Annotated in this window: 14 protein-coding genes; 11 read left to right on the forward strand and 3 right to left on the reverse strand. The window is 68.6% G+C overall.

Annotated elements, in window-relative coordinates; genetic code table 11:
- The first annotated feature begins 22 nt into the window (after positions 1–22).
- The 7 genes from JOD27_RS11720 to JOD27_RS11750 all read left to right on the forward strand — a co-directional run bounded on the left by JOD27_RS11720 (position 23) and on the right by JOD27_RS11750 (position 10,326).
- On the forward strand, positions 23–1,414 hold the full coding sequence (locus JOD27_RS11720; RefSeq protein ID WP_239566951.1) for an APC family permease: 1,392 nt from the start codon (positions 23–25) through the stop codon (positions 1,412–1,414).
- A complete protein-coding gene (locus JOD27_RS11725; protein WP_204762204.1) occupies positions 1,411–2,391 on the forward strand; it encodes an alpha/beta hydrolase in 981 nt (326 codons plus the stop codon). Before JOD27_RS11720 ends, JOD27_RS11725 begins: the two co-directional genes overlap by 4 nt.
- A complete protein-coding gene (locus JOD27_RS11730; protein ID WP_204762205.1) occupies positions 2,391–3,416 on the forward strand; it encodes an agmatine deiminase family protein in 1,026 nt (341 codons plus the stop codon). The genes JOD27_RS11725 and JOD27_RS11730 overlap by 1 nt, the downstream gene beginning before the upstream one ends.
- 4 nt (positions 3,417–3,420) lie before the next feature.
- Entirely contained in the window at positions 3,421–6,312 is a 2,892-nt protein-coding gene (locus JOD27_RS11735) for an aminotransferase (RefSeq protein WP_204762206.1), read from the forward strand.
- A 6-nt stretch (positions 6,313–6,318) separates the two neighbouring features.
- Positions 6,319–7,005 (forward strand): urease subunit gamma, encoded by a 687-nt coding sequence (gene ureA, locus JOD27_RS11740; RefSeq protein WP_204762207.1) that lies wholly within the window; start codon positions 6,319–6,321, stop codon positions 7,003–7,005.
- Positions 7,002–8,681 carry an urease subunit alpha gene (locus tag JOD27_RS11745; protein ID WP_204762208.1) on the forward strand — a complete coding sequence of 560 codons (1,680 nt, stop codon included), beginning with the start codon at positions 7,002–7,004 and terminating at the stop codon, positions 8,679–8,681. The genes ureA and JOD27_RS11745 overlap by 4 nt, the downstream gene beginning before the upstream one ends.
- 163 nt (positions 8,682–8,844) lie before the next feature.
- Positions 8,845–10,326, forward strand: coding sequence for an APC family permease (locus tag JOD27_RS11750; RefSeq protein WP_204762209.1), 1,482 nt, complete (start codon positions 8,845–8,847; stop codon positions 10,324–10,326).
- A gap of 51 nt (positions 10,327–10,377) precedes the next feature.
- Here JOD27_RS11750 and JOD27_RS11755 read toward each other — a convergent pair whose 3' ends face one another.
- Positions 10,378–11,841 (reverse strand): helix-turn-helix domain-containing protein, encoded by a 1,464-nt coding sequence (locus JOD27_RS11755; protein ID WP_307830090.1) that lies wholly within the window; start codon positions 11,839–11,841, stop codon positions 10,378–10,380.
- Between the two features lie 186 nt (positions 11,842–12,027).
- Between JOD27_RS11755 and JOD27_RS11760 the strand changes: the two genes are divergently transcribed.
- Both JOD27_RS11760 and JOD27_RS11765 read left to right on the forward strand, forming a co-directional pair.
- Entirely contained in the window at positions 12,028–12,183 is a 156-nt protein-coding gene (locus tag JOD27_RS11760; RefSeq protein ID WP_204762210.1) for a hypothetical protein, read from the forward strand.
- Positions 12,184–12,721: 538 nt separating this feature from the next.
- Positions 12,722–12,916: a hypothetical protein gene (locus tag JOD27_RS11765; protein ID WP_204762211.1), complete on the forward strand. Its 195-nt coding sequence runs from the start codon at positions 12,722–12,724 to the stop codon at positions 12,914–12,916.
- Between the two features lie 161 nt (positions 12,917–13,077).
- Here the strand turns inward: JOD27_RS11765 and JOD27_RS11770 are convergent, their stop codons facing one another.
- Positions 13,078–14,517: a gamma-aminobutyraldehyde dehydrogenase gene (locus tag JOD27_RS11770; protein WP_372441684.1), complete on the reverse strand. Its 1,440-nt coding sequence runs from the start codon at positions 14,515–14,517 to the stop codon at positions 13,078–13,080.
- Between the two features lie 136 nt (positions 14,518–14,653).
- On the opposite strand from JOD27_RS11770, the gene JOD27_RS11775 reads away from it, so the two are divergent.
- Together JOD27_RS11775 and JOD27_RS11780 are read left to right on the forward strand one after the other, a co-directional pair.
- Positions 14,654–15,136 (forward strand): Lrp/AsnC family transcriptional regulator, encoded by a 483-nt coding sequence (locus JOD27_RS11775; RefSeq protein WP_204762212.1) that lies wholly within the window; start codon positions 14,654–14,656, stop codon positions 15,134–15,136.
- A 78-nt stretch (positions 15,137–15,214) separates the two neighbouring features.
- Positions 15,215–16,555 (forward strand): aspartate aminotransferase family protein, encoded by a 1,341-nt coding sequence (locus JOD27_RS11780; protein ID WP_239566952.1) that lies wholly within the window; start codon positions 15,215–15,217, stop codon positions 16,553–16,555.
- Between the two features lie 4 nt (positions 16,556–16,559).
- Here the strand turns inward: JOD27_RS11780 and JOD27_RS11785 are convergent, their stop codons facing one another.
- Positions 16,560–17,183 carry a DUF4360 domain-containing protein gene (locus JOD27_RS11785; protein ID WP_204762214.1) on the reverse strand — a complete coding sequence of 208 codons (624 nt, stop codon included), beginning with the start codon at positions 17,181–17,183 and terminating at the stop codon, positions 16,560–16,562.
- Positions 17,184–17,227: the final 44 nt, after the last annotated feature.

The following is a 17,227-nucleotide window of genomic DNA, read 5'->3' on the forward strand; positions in this document are numbered from 1 at the left end:
TTTCAAATCGCGAGGAGACGCCATGTCAGCGACCCCCACCGAGATGCCCGCCGACCCCCCTGCCGAACCTCTCTCCACGGCGTCGGGACGGCTGAAGCCGGTGCTCGGTGTGAGTGCGGCGCTCCTGCTGACGATCTCGTGCATCACGCCAGCGTCCAGCCTTTTCATCATCGTTCCGCAGCTGCTGGTCACGCAGGGGTCCGGCGTCGTCATCGCGTTGCTCGTCGGCATCCTGGTCTCGATCGCCGTCGGTGCCTGCTACGCCGAACTGGGCACGCGCACGCCGAGCTCCGGCGGTGAGTACGCGATGATCACCCACACGATCGGGCGCACGTTCGGCTGGCTGACGTTCGCGCTCACGGCAGCCCTGCTCGTGGTCATCCCGCCGATCATCGCGCTCGGCACGGCGGACTACCTGAGTTCGATCGCGAACCTCGACCGGGCCACCACCGGTGCGGTCGTGATGCTGGTGGCCACGGCCACGGCGATCCTCGACGTCCGCGCCAACGCGTTCGTGACGAGCTGCTTCCTCGCTCTGGAGGTCCTCGCGGCCGCGGTGGTCGCCTACCTCGGCTTCACGCACGCCCAGCGCCCGGTGAGCACGCTGGTGCGGCCGGAGGCGCTGACCGACGGTGCGCTCTCCCCGTTCACCCTCGGCGTCGTGGTGTCCGGGTTCCTCGTCGCGATGCTCATCGTCAACGGTTTCGGCACCGCGTCCTACCTCGCCGAGGAGATGATCAACCCGCGCCGGGACGTGGCCCGCGCCGTCTTCGGCTCGATCCTCATCGGCGCGGCGGTCATCGTCGTGCCGACGGCCGCCATCGTCCTCGGTGCCGGGTCGCTCGAGGACCTGGGGGTGCGGAAGTTCCCCGAGTTCGTCGAGGAGTGGGCGGGCCCCGGCGTCGCCGCCGCGGTGAGCGCCGCCATCGCGCTGGCGATCCTCAACGCGGTCATCGTCATGGTGCTGCAGAACGGCCGCGTGATGTTCGCGTCGGGGCGCGACCAGGCGTGGCCCGCTCCGATCAACGCCGCGCTCACCCGGCTGCACCCGCGCTTCAACACGCCGGTCGTGGCGACGCTGGTGGTGGCGTTGCCGGGCGCTGTGTTCGCCTACTTCCTGAACATCGAAGCCCTGGTGAGCATCACCAGCGTCATCATCGCCATGGTCTACCTGCTGCTGGCCGTCGGAGCGCTCGCCGTCCGGCGCAGGCCGCACGCCGGGTGGAAGATGCCGCTCTGGCCGCTGGCTCCGGCGGTGGTGATCATCGCCATCGGCTACGCCCTGTCCCAGTCGGCTCCCGTGGACCTGGTCATCACCGGCGGGATCGTCGTCGCCGCGCTCGGCTACGAGGTGCTGTACCTGCGCCGTCGTCGCGACACCCGCTTCCTGGTGGACGCGCGGGAGGACCGTTGAACGGCATCGATCCCGAGCTGCGGGCACCGTTGGAAGAGCTCCGCGAGGCCTTTCCCGGTGGCTTGTCCGCCATCGAGGACGTGGCGGAGCGCAGGCGCATCGACGCCGCGCTCACGGCGAAGATGCTCGCGCCGGTCAAGGCCGCCCAGACGTGCTCCACCGAGGACCTGCTGGTGCCCGGCCCGGTCGGGTGCCCGGACGTGCCGGTCCGCGTCTACCGGCCCAGGCGGTTCCAGCCTGCCTCGCCCGCCGTGTTCTTCATCCACGGCGGCGGGATGTACCTCGGTGACCTCGACTACGAGCACGTGACAGCCGTGCGGATCTGCGAGGAGCTCGGGGTGCTCGTCGTCTCCACCGGCTACCGCAAGGCTCCCGAACATCCGCACCCGGCACAGGTCGACGACTGCTACGCCGCCCTCGGCTGGATGAGCGCCAACGCGACGTCCCTGGACTTCGACCCGGGACGGTTGGCGATCTTCGGCGGGAGCGCGGGCGGCAATCTGGCCCTGGCCACCGCCCTCAAGGCGAGAGACCTCGGGGGACCCGAGCTCTCCTACATCGTGGCTCTCTACCCCATGGTCGACCACCGGAACACCACGAGGTCGGAGGGCGAGGTCACGGCCGTCGGGACGTGGGATCGCAGGGACAACACCGAGGCCTGGGGCTGGTTCCTCGCAGGGCAGGAGCCCGATGGCTATGCCGCTCCCCTGCACGCGGAGGACCTGACCGGCCTGCCGCCGACGTTCATCGACGTGGGCACCGCCGACCTCTTCCTGGACGAGAACCTCGCGTTGGCGCAACGGCTCCTCGCCGCCGGTGTCCCCACGGAGCTGCACGTCCATCCCGGCGTCTACCACGCCGCGGAGTACTACGCGCCCGACGCGGAAGTAGCACGGTACATGTGGGCGATCCGATTGCGAGCCCTGCGCAAGGGTCTCGGCGTCCAGCCCGTTTCCACCAGCCTTTGGAGCACCTGATGTCCTGGCGCATGCCTGCCGAAACCGAACCGCAAGCACGCGTGTGGATGGCCTTCCCCACCAGCGACTCCTACCTCGCCGACAACCAGGAGACCGCCGCCAGGTCCTGGGCGGGAGTCGCGCACACGATCGCCGAGTTCGAGCCCGTCACCATGGTCGTCGATCCGGCCGAGACTCCGACGGCCCGGCGCCACCTCGGCGAGCAGAAGATCGAGATCGTCGAGGCGCCGCTGGACGACGCGTGGATGCGCGACATCGGCCCGACCTTCGTGGTGGACGAGTCCGGCCGGCTCGGCGCGGTCGACTGGGCCTTCAACGGCTGGGGCGCCCAGTCCTGGGCGACCTGGGGCAGGGACGAACGCATCGGATCCTTCGTGGCGGGCCGGGCCGGCGCGAAGCTGGAGGTCTCGCGGATGGTCAACGAGGGCGGCGGCATTCACGTCGACGGCCTCGGCACCGTGCTCGTGACCGAGACGGTGCAGCTCGACCCACGACGGAACCCAGGATGGACGAAGGAGGACGTCGAGGCCGAACTGGCGCGCACGATCGGCGCCGACCACGTCATCTGGTTGCCGCGCGGCCTGTACCGCGACTCGTTGCGGCTGGGCACCGGCGGGCACGTCGACCTGACCGTCACGATTCCCTCGCCCGGCGTTCTCCTCGTGCACGTGCAGGAAAATCCGGCACATCCGGACCACGCCGTCACCCGCGAGATCCTGGCCGTCGTGCGCGAGACACGCGACGCCTCCGGTCGGCCCTGGGAGATCATCGAGGTCCCCGCGCCACGGGTCGTGCGCGACAGCGTCGACTGGGTCGACTACAGCTACATCAACCATCTCGTCGTCAACGGCGGAGTGATCGGGTGTTCGTTCGACGACCCGAACGATCTGCAGGCCAAGGAGATCCTCGAGGTGGCGTATCCCGGACGAGAGGTAGTGATGGTGCCGGCGCTGGACGTGTTCTCCGGCGGCGGCGGCATTCACTGCATCACCCAGCAGGAGCCCGCGGCGGGCCGGCGTGGGTGACGAGATGACGACCGGGATGGATTTCCTCAACGCCGTCACACTTCCCGCGCCCCGCGTCGACGAGGCGTGGGCCCGAAGGGTCGCCCACGAGTCGTTCGGCGTCGATGCCGTCGCGTACCAGCTGGGCAGCAACCAGGACGCCAACTTCCTCCTGCGCACACCGGCCGGGCAACCGGTGGCGGTGCTCAAGGTGTCGAACCCGGCGTTCAGCGCCGCCGAGGTCGCGGTCCAGGACGCTGCCGCGGACCGCATCGCCGCCGCCTGCCCGGACCTCAGGGTCGCCCAGGTGCTCCGCGCGGACGACGGGACCGTGCAACGCGCAGCGGTCGCCACGCCGGACGGCCCGGCGGTGGTTCGGCTGCTCCGGTTCCTTCCCGGCGGCACGCTGTTCGACCAGCCCTACCTGGCTCCACGCGCCATCGCCCGGTTGGGCGAGGTCGCGGGCAGGGTCGACCTGGCACTCGCCGACATCACCGGCGGTGATGGACTCGACCGGACGTTGCAGTGGGACCTCCGGTACGCCGACCGGACGGTGGCCTCGCTGAGTCCGGCGCTGCCCGCGGCTCGACGTGCCGAGATCGAGAGCGCCGCCGCGAGGGCCTGGGACCTCCTCGCACCGCTCGTTCCCGACCTGCCCGTCCAGGTCGTGCACCTCGACCTCACCGACGACAACACCGTGCTCGGCGCGGACGGTCTCGTCGACGGGATGATCGACTTCAGCGATCTGACCAGGACGTGGACCGTCAGCGAGCTCGCGATCGCGATCTCCTCGATCCTGCATCACCCCGGCGCCGAGCCGGCCGACGTCCTGCCCGCGGTGCGCGCGTACCACTCCCTGCGTCCGCTGTCCGACGCCGAGGTCGACGCGATCTGGCCACTCGTGGTGCTGCGGGCCGCGGTCCTGGTCGTGAGCGGCTGCCACCAGGTGGCGGTCGACGGTGACAACTCCTACGCGGAGACACGCCTCGAGCGGGAGTGGCGCATCGCGGACCAGGCGCTCGCCGTCCCGCCCGAGGTGATGACCGCGCTGATCCGCGACGCGTTGTACCTGAGCACAAGCGGTGTTTCGGTTCCGGACGGCGTGCTGCTCGCCCTCGTGGACGCGGAGGTGCTGGACCTGTCGCCACAATCGTCCTCATTGGACGATGGCGCCTGGCAGGACGCCGACATCATGGAAAGGCTTGCCGCGGAACGGCTTTCGGCCGGGCATCGAGCCGTGGTGACGAAGTTCGGCGAGGCACGCCTCGCGGGAAGCCCTGTGCTCGGCCAGACGGCGCCGGCCTCCATCGCGACCGGGATCGACCTCTGGACAGCCGGATCCGAGGAACTCCGCGCACCGTGGGACTGCGAGGTGTCACCGACGGACTCCGGCATCGTGCTGAGCACGGACAACGTCGAGTTGGTGGCGCACGGTGTGACCGTTCGCGCCACGGGAGCCGTGGTCGCCGGCACGGTCGTGGCGACTACGGTGCCGCGCGGCCGGACCCGGATCGCAGCGGGTCACCGGGCCGGAGGCGTCCCCGAGGGCGTGGCACCGAAGTACGCACCGGGATGGCTGGCCACGCTCGCCGACCCCGCTCCCCTGCTCGGGCTGCCCGCGACGAGCACCGGTGCGGCCGATTCCGTGCTGGCGCAACGCGAACGCGCCCTGGCCGAGGTCCAGGAGCACTACTACCGCGAGCCGCCCAGGATCGAACGCGGCTGGCGCCACTTCCTCGTCACCGAGGAGGGCCGCCCGCTGCTGGACATGATCAACAACGTCGCGGTGGTCGGCCACTCCCACCCCCGCATCGCCGCCACCGCCGAACGCCAGCTACGGCTGCTGAACACGAACTCCCGGTTCAACTACGAGGCGATCGCCGCGTTCAGCGCCCGGCTCGCGGACCTCGCACCTGATCCGCTGGACACGGTCTTCCTGGTGAACTCCGGTTCGGAGGCGGCCGACCTGGCGCTCCGGCTCGCGCTCGTGGCCACCGGCCGGTCCGACGTGGTCGCGATGAGCGAGGCCTATCACGGCTGGACCTACGCGTCGGACGCGGTCTCGACGTCCGTCGCCGACAACCCGAACGCGTTGCACAGCCGGCCGTCCTGGGTCCACACCGTCCCGGCGCCCAACCCGTACCGGGGCCGGCACCGGGGCGTCGACGCGAGCCGGTACGGACCGGAAGCGGCCGCGATCATCGACGAACTCGCCGCGTCCGGAAAACCGCCGGCCGGTTTCATCGGCGAGTCCTTCTACGGCAACGCCGGCGGAATGCCTCTGCCCGACCGCTATCTCGCCGCTGTGTACGCAGCGGTGCGCCGCCACGGCGGCCTGGCGATCGCCGACGAGATCCAGGTCGGCTACGGCCGGCTCGGGCACTGGTTCTGGGGATTCGAGCAGCAGGGCGTCGTTCCCGACATCATCGCCGTCGCGAAGGCGGTGGGGAACGGCGTTCCCGTGGCGGCCGTCATCACCAGCCGCGCCGTGGCCGAGAAGTACCGCAATGGCGGCTACTTCTTCTCCTCCACCGGAGGAAGCCCGTTGTCGTCCCGCATCGGTCTGCAGGTCCTCGACATCATCCGTGATGAGGACCTGCAAGGAAACGCTCGGAACACAGGTGGCCATCTCAAGGCACGTCTCGAGGAACTCCAGCAGCGGCACGAGATCATCGGAGCCGTCCACGGTTTCGGCCTGTACCTGGGCGTGGAGCTGGTGCGCGACCGGACGACCCTCGAACCCGCGGCGGCTGAGACCGAGGCCATCTGCGACCGGATGCTCGACCTGGGCGTCGTGATCCAGCCGACGAGCGACCGGATGAACGTGCTCAAGGTGAAGCCACCGCTGTGCATCGACCGGTCCGCCGCCGACTTCTTCGTGGACACCCTCGACCGCGTGCTGTCGGAAGGCTGGTGATCGGCCGTGCGCCTGACGCCGAGCGAACGGGACCGACTGCTGATCTTCAACACGGCCGAGCTCGCACGGCGCCGGCTCGCCCGCGGGTTGCGGCTCAACGTGCCGGAGGCGACCGCGCTGATCGCCGACACGGTCTGCGAAGCCGCCCGCGACGGGCTCCGGCTCCACGAGGCGATCTCGGCCGGCCGGGCCGTGCTCGGTCCTGACGACGTGCTTCCCGGTGTGCCGGAGGTGATGGGCGACGTCAAGGTCGAAGCGGTCTTCGACGACGGCACGAGGCTGATCGTCGTGACCGACCCGATCGGCACGGCCGGTTCCGGCACCGCACCCGGAGCGGTTCTGCTCGGACCCGAGCCGATGGTGGACTGGCCGGGAGTGGTGACCGTGTTCGTCACCAACACCTCGACGGTGCCGATCAGCGTCACCTCGCACTTCCACTTCTTTGAAGCCAATCCGCGGCTGCGGTTCGACCGTGCCGCGGCGTACGGGATGAGGCTCGCGATTCCCGCGGGCTCTTCGATCCGGTTCGGGCCCGGCGAGCGAACAGCGGTGGACCTCACCCCCATCGGAGGTGACCGCGTCGCCATCGGCTTCGCCGGTCTCGTCGACGGCCCGCTGGACGCCCCCGGAGCGAAGGAAGAAGCGCTGCGGCGCGCGGTTGCCTGCGGTTACCAACACGAGGAACAGCCATGACCTTCACACCGAACGACTACGCCGCCGCCTACGGGCCCAGGAAGGGCGACCGGGTGCGACTGGGAGACACCGGCCTCGTCGTCGAGGTGGAGTCCGACGCGAGCATGCCGGGCGACGAGTTCGTCGTCGGGTTCGGCAAGACAGCGCGCGACGGGCTGCACATCCTGGCCGCGACCGCACGGGAAACCTGTGACCTGGTGATCAGCAACGTCCTGCTGATCGACGCCGTCCAGGGCGTGCGCAAGGCGTCGATCGGCATCCGCGACGGACGGATCGCGGGCATAGGCAGGGCCGGCAACCCGCACACGCTCGAAGGCGTCGACATCGTCGTCGGCAGCGGAACGACGATCATCGCGGGCGAGGGTCTGATCGCCACGGCCGGGGCGATCGACACCCATGTCCACCTGCTGTCGCCCAGGGTCCTCGAGGCAGAGCTCGCCTCCGGCGTCACCACGGTGCTCAGCCAGGAGTTCGGGCCGGTGTGGGGGCCGGGTATCAGCACGCCGTGGGCGCTGCGCCACGCGTTCACCGCGTTCGACGCGTGGCCGATCAACATCGGCTTCCTCGGCCGGGGCTCCGTGTCCACCCGCGAACCGCTGGTGGAGGCGCTCGTCGAGGGCGGCGTGTGCGGGTTCAAGGTCCATGAGGACATCGGCGCGCACACCCGCGCTCTCGACTCCGCGCTCACGGTCGCCGAGGAGTACGACGTCCAGGTGGCACTGCATACCGACGGGCTCAACGAGTGCCTCTCGGTCGAGGACACCCTGGCCGTACTCGCGGGGCGGACCATCCACGCCTTCCACGTCGAGGGGTGCGGCGGCGGGCACGTCCCCAACGTCATGCGGATGGCCGGAGAGAGCAACGTCATCGCGTCGTCCACGAACCCGACGCTCCCCTTCGGCCGCGACGCGGTCGACGAGCACTTCCACATGATCATGGACGCCCACGAGCTGAAGGCCGATCTGCCAGGGGACGTGCTGATGGCCAGGGAACGGATTCGAGCGAGCACCATGGGCGCCGAGGACGTGCTGCACGACCTGGGCATCATCGCCATCACGTCGTCCGACGCCCAAGGCATGGGCAGAGCAGGGGAAACGTTCCGGCGCACCTTCGCCATGGCCGCCAAGATGAAGACCGAGCGCGGCTCGCTGGACCCGCGGCACGACAACGACAGGGCCAGGCGCTACATCGCGAAGCTCACGATCAACCCCGCGATCGCGCACGGCATGGCCCACGAGGTCGGGTCCCTGGAGCCCGGCAAGCTGGCCGACATCGTGCTGTGGCGCCCGGACCACTTCGGCGCGAAGCCGGAGCTCGTGCTCAAGGCCGGCTTTCCCGCGTACGGCGTCACGGGCGACCCGAACGCGAGCATCGACAGCTCACAGCCGTTGGTGATCGGCCCCCAGCTGGGCGGATTCGGCCCCACCCCCGCCGATCTGTCGGTCGCGTTCGTCAGCCAGGCCGCCGCCGAGTCGCAGGAAGATCACCTCACGACCCGCCGACGTCGCGTGGGTGTGCGCGGAACCCGCGGCATCGGCCCCGCCGACATGATCCACAACGACCGGACCGCCGAAGTCCGCGTGGAGGAACGGACGGGACGCGTCACCGTCGACGGCGAGCCCGTTTCCTCCGCGCCGGCGGACTCAGTCGCCCTCTCCCGCCTGTACTTCCTCTGAGCGCCCGGCCTACTGTTTCCGTTGCCAATGCGCCGTCAACCTACCGTTTGAGTGTCAGAGTGACCATCCAACGACGAAAACCTTGACTTGAGTGGCGTGCTGGCCAATGATTCAGCAATCGCGGGGCCGAGTGACCCCAACCACATCGGAGAAGGGTGCCGTCATGACCCGACCCTCGTCGTTGCAGCACAGCAGCGCCCCCGTGCCGGAAGGACAGCTCAAACGCGGCGTCCTCGGCGTGGGCGGGCTCGTCTTCATGGTCGTGGCGGCCGCCGCCCCGCTGACCGTCATGGCCGGTGTCGCGCCGCTCGGACTCATGATCGGCGGCGTCGGGGCTCCGGTCGCCTACCTGGCAGCGGGTGCGGTGCTGATCGTCTTCGCCGTCGCGTTCACCCGGATGACCAAGTACGTCAGCGGCGGTGGCGCGTTCTACGCCTACATCGCGAAAGGGCTCGGCCGCGGCTGGGGACTCGCCGCCGCCCTGCTCGCGCTGATCTCCTACAACACCTTGCAGATCGGGGTGTACGGCCTGTTCGCCGCGCAGACGAAGGCGACGCTGGCCGACCTCTTCGGGCTGGACGTGCCGTGGCCGGTCATCGCGCTGATCGCTCTCGCACTGGTGCTGGTGATCGCCTGGCTGGGCATCGACGTCGGCGCGAAGGTGCTGGGCGTCCTGCTGGTGCTGGAGTCGGGAATTCTCCTGCTGCTCGCCATCGGTGTCCTCACCCGCGGTGGTGCGTCCGGTGTGGACTTCGCGTCCTTCAGCCCGTCCGCGGCGTTCAGCCCCGGAATGGGCGCGGTGCTCGCGTTCGCCTTCGCCGCGTTCATGGGCTTCGAGTCCACCGCCCTGTACCGCACGGAGGCCCGCGACCCGGAGCGCACCATCCCCCGCGCTACCTACTTCGCCGTCGGGTTCATGGCGCTCTTCTACTGCTTCGTCCTCTGGTCCGTGGTGATCGGATACGGCAGCGACCAGGTCGTCGGCGCGGCCCGCGACAACATCCCCGGCCTGTTCTTCGCGGCCACCGAGACCTACGTCGGACCGTGGGCGGCCACGCTGATGCGCCTGCTCGTGATCTCCAGCGTCTACGCCTCGCAGATCGCCTTCCATAACGCCATCACCCGCTACACCCACGCGTTGTCCGAGGACGGGGTGCTGCCGGCGTGGATCGGCCGCGTCCACCCGCGCTTCGGTTCGCCGTACCGGGCGAGCGTGGTGCAGACCGTGGTCGCGGTCGTCGTCATCGGCGGGTTCGCACTCACCGGCGCCGACCCCGTCACCGGCCTGCTGCTGTGGGTGAACACGCCGGGTGTCGTCGGCATCGTGGTGCTGCAGGCCCTCACCGCGGTCTCGTGCGTGGTGTATTTCGTGCGGCGCAACAAGGCCGCGAGCACACCGGCGGCGCTGACCGCGGCGGTCGCGTCCTCCGTGCTGCTGGCCGCGGCGACCTACATCCTGATCAGCAACGTCGGGCTGCTCACCAACGCACCGACCGGCGTCAACGTCGTACTGGTCGGCATCGTCCCGGCGACGTTGCTGGCGGGCGGCGTGCTCGCGGTCCTGCTGCGCAACCGCCGTCCGGAGACCTACGCGCGCGTCGGCGAGGGTGCGAACGCGGAAAGCACCGAGGAAGCTGTGGCGTGAGAGGCGGGACTGGCGCGGGCCCGGCACCGAGGTCGTCGACCTCGGTGCCGATCACTCTCCCTGAAGCAATCTCGCTCGGTCCCTCCATGCCATCCGCAGCAGCGTCAAGGCACTGGCTGACAGGCGCGGGTTCAGACGGTCGATCGCCTCGCCTGTGAACGGCATGTCGGTCCGCCCGTTGCCGCCAACGATCTTGCCTTCGTCGTTGGTGCGCACCATGTTCGCGAACAACCCGTCGAACACGTCGTCGTCGATCACTGCCACGGTGAGCTGAATTGTGCCGAGTTCCAGCGGTTCGATCACCAACCCGTAGTGCCACAACCGGAAACGTCCACTCGCGCGTGCGCGCTCGAAGGACCTGAAGGGTTCCTCGTTGGCGTAGTCGATTGGCTGCGGGCTGTTCCCATCGTGCTCGGGGTTTCCGAGGAACTCCTCTGAGAACTCGCGCATGATGTTGCGCCACAGGGAGAAGTCGTTGTAGACGTCGGTGGGGTCAACGGACGAGGGCTGGAACTCGCCGGCCGGCATGACGTGGCAAACCCCGCCGCCGTCTGCGACCTTGCCGCCGTCGCGTTCGTGCAGCACAAATCTATGATCACCATCACTACCTCGCCGGATGGTCAGCGTGCTGACGCCTGGAGACATGAGCAGACGCTGAGGATCAAACGGATCACCAACGGCGGCGCGCAGAGGCAGGGCATCCCAGTCTGGGACAGATCCATCTGCCGCCAGCCACGCGGCTTTGAACTCATGTGCGACGGACTGCTTCACATCGAAGGTATCGAAGAACGCGGTTGTTCCGAACGTCATGGTCAGGCCCTTGCTGGCCTGGACGTCGAGCAGTCGATAGCTGAGCCGGTTCTCCAGCAGTCGCGGCCGGACCAGGTCCCGAACAGCACGGCTGTAGGTCGTGTACCGGTAGCCGCGATCTGTCAGCGGCAGGACATGTTCCATCGGCGGGAGAGCCGAAGGCAAGCCTTGCCCGTCTGACCACTGCAGGTGTACCTCGTCCAGTTCTATCGGCTCGTCCAGCAGCCAGCCTGGGCCTGCCAGCACGTGTCCGCCAGGACCGCGCTGCGACTGGGGATACAACCAGGCCGCAAGTTCTGTCAGTTCCCGGCCGCGGACACCTGGAGCATTCCGGACATGCAGCCATTCGGCTTGGCTCTGCCGAATCTGCTCGGCTACTGCTGGCCCGGGCGCACGTGCGGACACGATCGGCGGCTCTGTGATCCGCTGACGTAGTTCGAGCTGTTCAGACCTGGCCATTTCCCGGAGCGTGACCAGCAACCCTCCCGCCCCAAGGGCGTTGTCCAACGCGTTCACGAGTTCTTTGGAAGGCAGGCTCTTCCCGACCTTCTGGGCCATCGACACGTACTGCCGGCTATAGCCGATGTCGGTGGCTACGTCAGCGTCACTCTTGCTCGATTTGAGCCGGAACCGTCGGATCTCCTTGGCCAACCTCACGGCCGCAGGCTCTGCCGGCTCGTCGTGGATCAGTTCGTCGTCTGCCACGTGCGTCTCCGAAGCGGATCAAGGGGAGGCAAATACTACCGGTAGTCGATTTGCCTCCTTACGTGATCGGCGTTCCGCCTGCATCGTCCTGATTCTCGCCGTGTCCGGTCAGCCGTGCCGGTGGGTGTTCCTCTGATCAAGTCGCCGACCAATCTGAACCAGGGCCTTCCGGTCGGCGTGAGGTTGATGACTGGAGCCAGCCGGATTCCGTTGCCGCCCACCGAGATCGACGGCGAACCAGTCCGGTGGATCGCGGAGCCAGGCCGCGGTTTCGTCAACGTGCCGTCGCTGCCGCTGGTGCTCAGCGCGGTACGACACATCACGAGTCCGCAGACCATCTGATGGGACTCGTCGTGATCGGGTTCCTCCGGCTGCTGGCACTTCCGGCTCTTGCGGCGGACCTGGGTTCGGCGCTCTGCGACTGGGCGCCCGGCCCCGACCGTGGCGCGTTCTGACGGCGGGCATCGCGGTGCTCTGCATCTGCGGCTGGGAAACGGTTGTCGTCGCGGTCGCCGGTTGCGTGGCCTGCTTTGTGTGCTTCCACATCGGTACACATGCGACAGGCCGACGTGGTGTTGGTCGCCGGTACGGCCAGCACAAGCCCCAGCGAGGCGGCCGATCCGTCGCTGACCTGCTGTATGACCGAGAACGCGAACTGACCACAGACCACATTGGACGGTCGGACTAGACGAATGGGCATGGCGTCTCGTTCGACCAGCGACAGAGCCAGGTCGAGACCGGGCAAGCCTCCCCGATGCTCCCGGCTTAGGTCACACGGATGATCCGGAGCGAGCCGCACACGTCCCGGCTGGACGTTGATGGGCTTCACGCTGATGTGACGATCGAGTACGACTGGAACCCTCGCACACAGATCAACACCATGAGGCGGCAGTGGCACCACGATGACGGCCGAGAAGACGAGGACCTGATCAGGCGGCGCGTCATCTACCCGCGCGAACTTGAGTTGTACCTCGACCTCGCGGGCTTCCAGCTGATCCAGATGTTCAGCAACCCTGCTGTCGTCAGAAGCTCGACCGTCGGCCCGTGCGCCTACGCCACAGCTCGATTTGGCTAGCGGGACATGAGGGCTGTTCCAGCAGACCAGCTGATCCGAGAAAACAGCCCCCGACGTGGCTCACCACCGCTGGACCTGTCGTGATCGGTTGTGGCGGCTGTCAAGCCCCAGGACGCAAGTAGGTCACGCCACCCTCATGGCAAGCTACCGCGTCTCTCCTATTAGGACTCGATGTTCGCCATCACGTGCTTGACGCGCGTGTACTCCTCGAACCCGTAGAGCGAGAGGTCCTTGCCGTAGCCGGAGCGCTTGAAGCCACCGTGCGGCATCTCGGCGACGAGCGGGATGTGCGCGTTGATCCACACGCAGCCGAAGTCGAGCCGCTTGCTCATCCGCATGGCTCGGCCGAAGTCGCGGGTCCACACGCTGGAGGCGAGGCCGTAGTCGACGCCGTTGGCCCACTCGACCGCCTGGTCCTCGTCGGTGAACCGTTGCACGGTGATGACAGGGCCGAAGATCTCCCGCTGCACCATCTCGTCGTCCTGCCGCAGTCCGGCGACGACGGTCGGTTCGACGAAGAAGCCGCGGTCGCCCTGGCGGCGGCCGCCCGCGGTGATCTCGGCGTGGCCTGGCACGCGGTCGAGGAAGCCGGTGACGTGGGCGAGCTGCCGCGCATTGTTCACGGGCGGGACGAGTGCGTCGGGATCCTCGGCGCCCTTCTCGTACGTGGTGGTGGTGCTCCTGGCCTGCCCGGTGAGCGCGGCCACGAAGGCGTCGTGCACGCGCGGCCCGGCCAGTACACGGGTCGCCGCTGTGCAGTCCTGGCCCGCGTTGAAGTAGCCCGCCGTGGCGATCGCGGCGGCCGCGGCCTCGACGTCCGCGTCGTCGAACACCACGACCGGTGCCTTGCCGCCGAGCTCGAGGTGCACCCGCTTCACGTCGCGGGCGGCCGAGGCCGCCACCGCGCTGCCGGCGCGCACCGAGCCCGTGATCGCCACGAGCTGCGGGATCTCGTGCTCGACCAGCGCGCGCCCGGTCTCCGGCCCGCCGCACACGACGTTGAACACCCCGGCCGGCAGCACCTCGGCCGCGAGCTCGGCCAGCCGCAGCGTCGTCACCGGGGTCGTGTCGGACGGCTTGAGCACGATCGTGTTCCCGGCCGCGAGTGCGGGGGCGATCTTCCAGATCGCCATGAGCAGCGGGTAGTTCCACGGCGTGACCTGGCCGACGACGCCGATCGGCTCGCGCCGGATGAAGCTCGTGTGGCCGGGCAGGTACTCGGCGGCGGCCTTGCCCTCGAGCACGCGCGCGGCGCCGGCGAAGAACCGCAGGTGGTCCACCGCGGGCGGCAGTTCCTCGCTCGCCGTGAGCCCGATCGGCTTGCCGGTGTTGCGGCTTTCCGCCCGCACGAGCTCGTCGGCGTGCTCCTCCACCAGGTCGGCGAACGCGAGCAGCGCACGCTGCCGTTGCGCGGGCGTGGTCTCGCGCCAGGTCTCGAACGCGTTCGCCGCGACGCGGCACGCCCGGTCGACGTCCTGCGCACCCGAGACCGGCGCTGTGCCGAACACCTCACCGGTCGCGGGGTCGACCAGCTCCGCGCGGGCACCCTCGACCGGGTCCACGTGCTCTCCACCTACGAAGTTGCGCAGTCCCAGCGTCACGGTGCTTCTCCTCGGTCAAAGGCTATTCCAACGACGGAATCAGTAGCAATGTCACGCCAACGCTACCGGAACAGTTGCACGATGGCGATGGTCGCGCCTGCCCGGATGTGGGCCGCCGAATGGTCATACTGTGGCGGTGAAGAAGACGAACGGTGCGGATGACCGCAACCAGCTGGTCATCGACGACGTGTCGAAGGCGATCATCGAACAGCTCCAGCAGGACGGCCGGCGGGCGTACGCCACGATCGGCAAGGCGGTGGGGCTGTCGGAGGCGGCCGTGCGCCAGCGGGTACAACGCCTGTCGGACGCCGGCGTGATCCAGATCGTCGCGGTCACCGACCCGTTGCAGGTCGGACTGTTCCGCCAGGCCCTCGTCGCGGTCAACGTGCAGGGGCCGATCGAGCCGGTGGCCGATGCGCTCGCCGAGATCGACGAGGTCGCGTACGTCGTCATCTGCGCCGGCCGGTTCGACGTGCTGTGCGAGGTCGTGTGCGAGGACGACGCCGCCCTGCTCGACCTGATCTCCCGCCGCGTCCGGACGTTGCCGGGCGTTGCCGACACCGAGGTGCTCGTCTACCTCTCCCTGCGCAAGCAGTCCTACCAGTGGGGCACCCGCTGACTGCGGATTTAGTTGCAAGCACGCCACTTCGCCACGGATTCACTTGTGATCTTGTCATCCATGTGCGATAAACGTGTCATGCCGCTTGACAATCTCTGGTTGCACTTCACCCGCCACTCCGCCGCCGACGACCACGGCGTGCCCGTCATCGCGCGCGGTGAAGGCGCGTACATCTGGGACACCGAGGGCAGGCGGTACCTCGACGGACTGGCCGGCCTGTTCGCCGTGCAGGTCGGTCACGGCCGCGACGAGCTCGCCGAGGCCGCCGCCCGCCAGACGAAGCAGCTCGCCTACTTCCCGCTGTGGTCGGCCGCCCACCCGGCGGCGATCGAGCTCGCCGAACGGCTCGTCGCCGAGGCGCCGGGCGATCTCAACCGGGTCTTCTTCACCGTCAGCGGCGGCGAGGCCGTCGAAACGGCGTGGAAGCTCGCCAAGAACTACTTCAAGCTCACCGGCAAGCCGACGAAGCACAAGGTCATCAGCCGCTCGCTCGCCTACCACGGCACCTCACAGGGCGCCCTGTCGATCACCGGCCTGCCCGCGCTGAAGAAGGACTTCGAACCCCTCGTGCCCAGCACCATCCGGGTGCCCAACACCAACTTCTACCGCGCTCCCGAACACGCCGACGACTACGAGGCGTTCGGCAGGTGGGCGGCGGACCAGATCGAGCAGGCCATCCTGTTCGAGGGCGCGGACACCGTCGCCGCCGTGTTCCTGGAGCCGGTGCAGAACACCGGCGGCTGCTTCCCGCCGCCTCCCGGCTACTTCGCGCGGGTCAGGGAGATCTGCGACCGGCACGACGTCCTGCTGGTGTCCGACGAGGTCGTCTGCGCGATCGGCCGCCTCGGCCACACCTTCGGCGCGCAGCGCTACGGCTACCAGCCCGACATGATCACCACCGCCAAGGGCCTCACGTCCGGCTACGCCCCGCTCGGCGCCGTCATCCTCGACGAGCGGCTCATGGAGCCGTTCCGCCAGGACGGCACGATCTTCATGCACGGCTCGACGTACGGCGGCCACCCCGTGTCGTGTGCCGTGGCACTGGCGAACCTCGACATCATCGACCGCGAGGGTGTCTACCGGCACGTGCTGTCCGAACAGGACGCTTTCAAGTCCACTTTGGACAAGCTGCGTGACCTGCCGATCGTCGGCGACGTCCGCGGCACGGGCTTCTTCTACGGCATCGAGCTCGTGAAGGACAAGGCCGCCAAGACGAGCTTCACCGCGGAGGAGTCCGAGCGCATCCTCAAGGGATACGTGTCCACCACCCTGTTCGACAACGGCCTGTACTGCCGCGCCGACGACCGCGCCGAACCGGTCATCCAGCTCTCGCCACCGCTGATCTGCGAGCAGGCCCAGTTCGACGAGATGGAACAAATCATCAGGCACGCGCTCGAAGGCGCGTGGAAGCTGATCTGATCGGTCACGGGCACCGCGCCCACCAGAAGTGGTAGACCGAAGCGATGTAGGCGTCGGTCGAGTCCATCGCCATGTAGCTCGTCGTCGTCTTCGGATCCGACGTGCCCGCACCGACCCGCAGCTCGGTGGTGAGGTGGAGGTTCGTGACCTCGCCACACGGGCGCAGCACCGGCAACCCGACGTCGATGGAGTCCGTGGCCTGCCAGTCGTCGTTCAGCGGGCCTTGCCACGAGTGAGTCCGGTACGACGTGGCCGGCGAGCCCTGGAAGTAGTAGTTGCTTCTCAGCGTTCCGGTGGCGCCACGTTCGAGGTGGACGAAGCCGCGGTAGTCGACCTGGGCGATGCCGAAGGTGAAGCCCTGCGGCACCTTCACCTTCACGGTGAGCTGGCAGTGCTTGCGGAAGTCGGTCGGTCTGGTGCCGACACCGACCGCGGCGACGTAGTCGCTGTAGACGAGGTGGAAGGTGGCGTTGTCCGGTGACACCGCCACCCCGGCCGTGCCAGGGAGGCAGCCGGACCCGTTGACGGTGACCAGTTCGGCGGTGACCCCGCCGGGTGGCGGTGTGGTGGCCTGCGGAATGACGACGGTGGACAGCGCCACGGCAGCGGCGACAATCGTGTTGATCATTGGACGCACCTTCCGACGGGTCTCCACCCAACCCGATCGCGGGA

Source organism: Lentzea nigeriaca (genome assembly GCF_016907955.1).
Taxonomy (GTDB): domain Bacteria; phylum Actinomycetota; class Actinomycetes; order Mycobacteriales; family Pseudonocardiaceae; genus Lentzea; species Lentzea nigeriaca.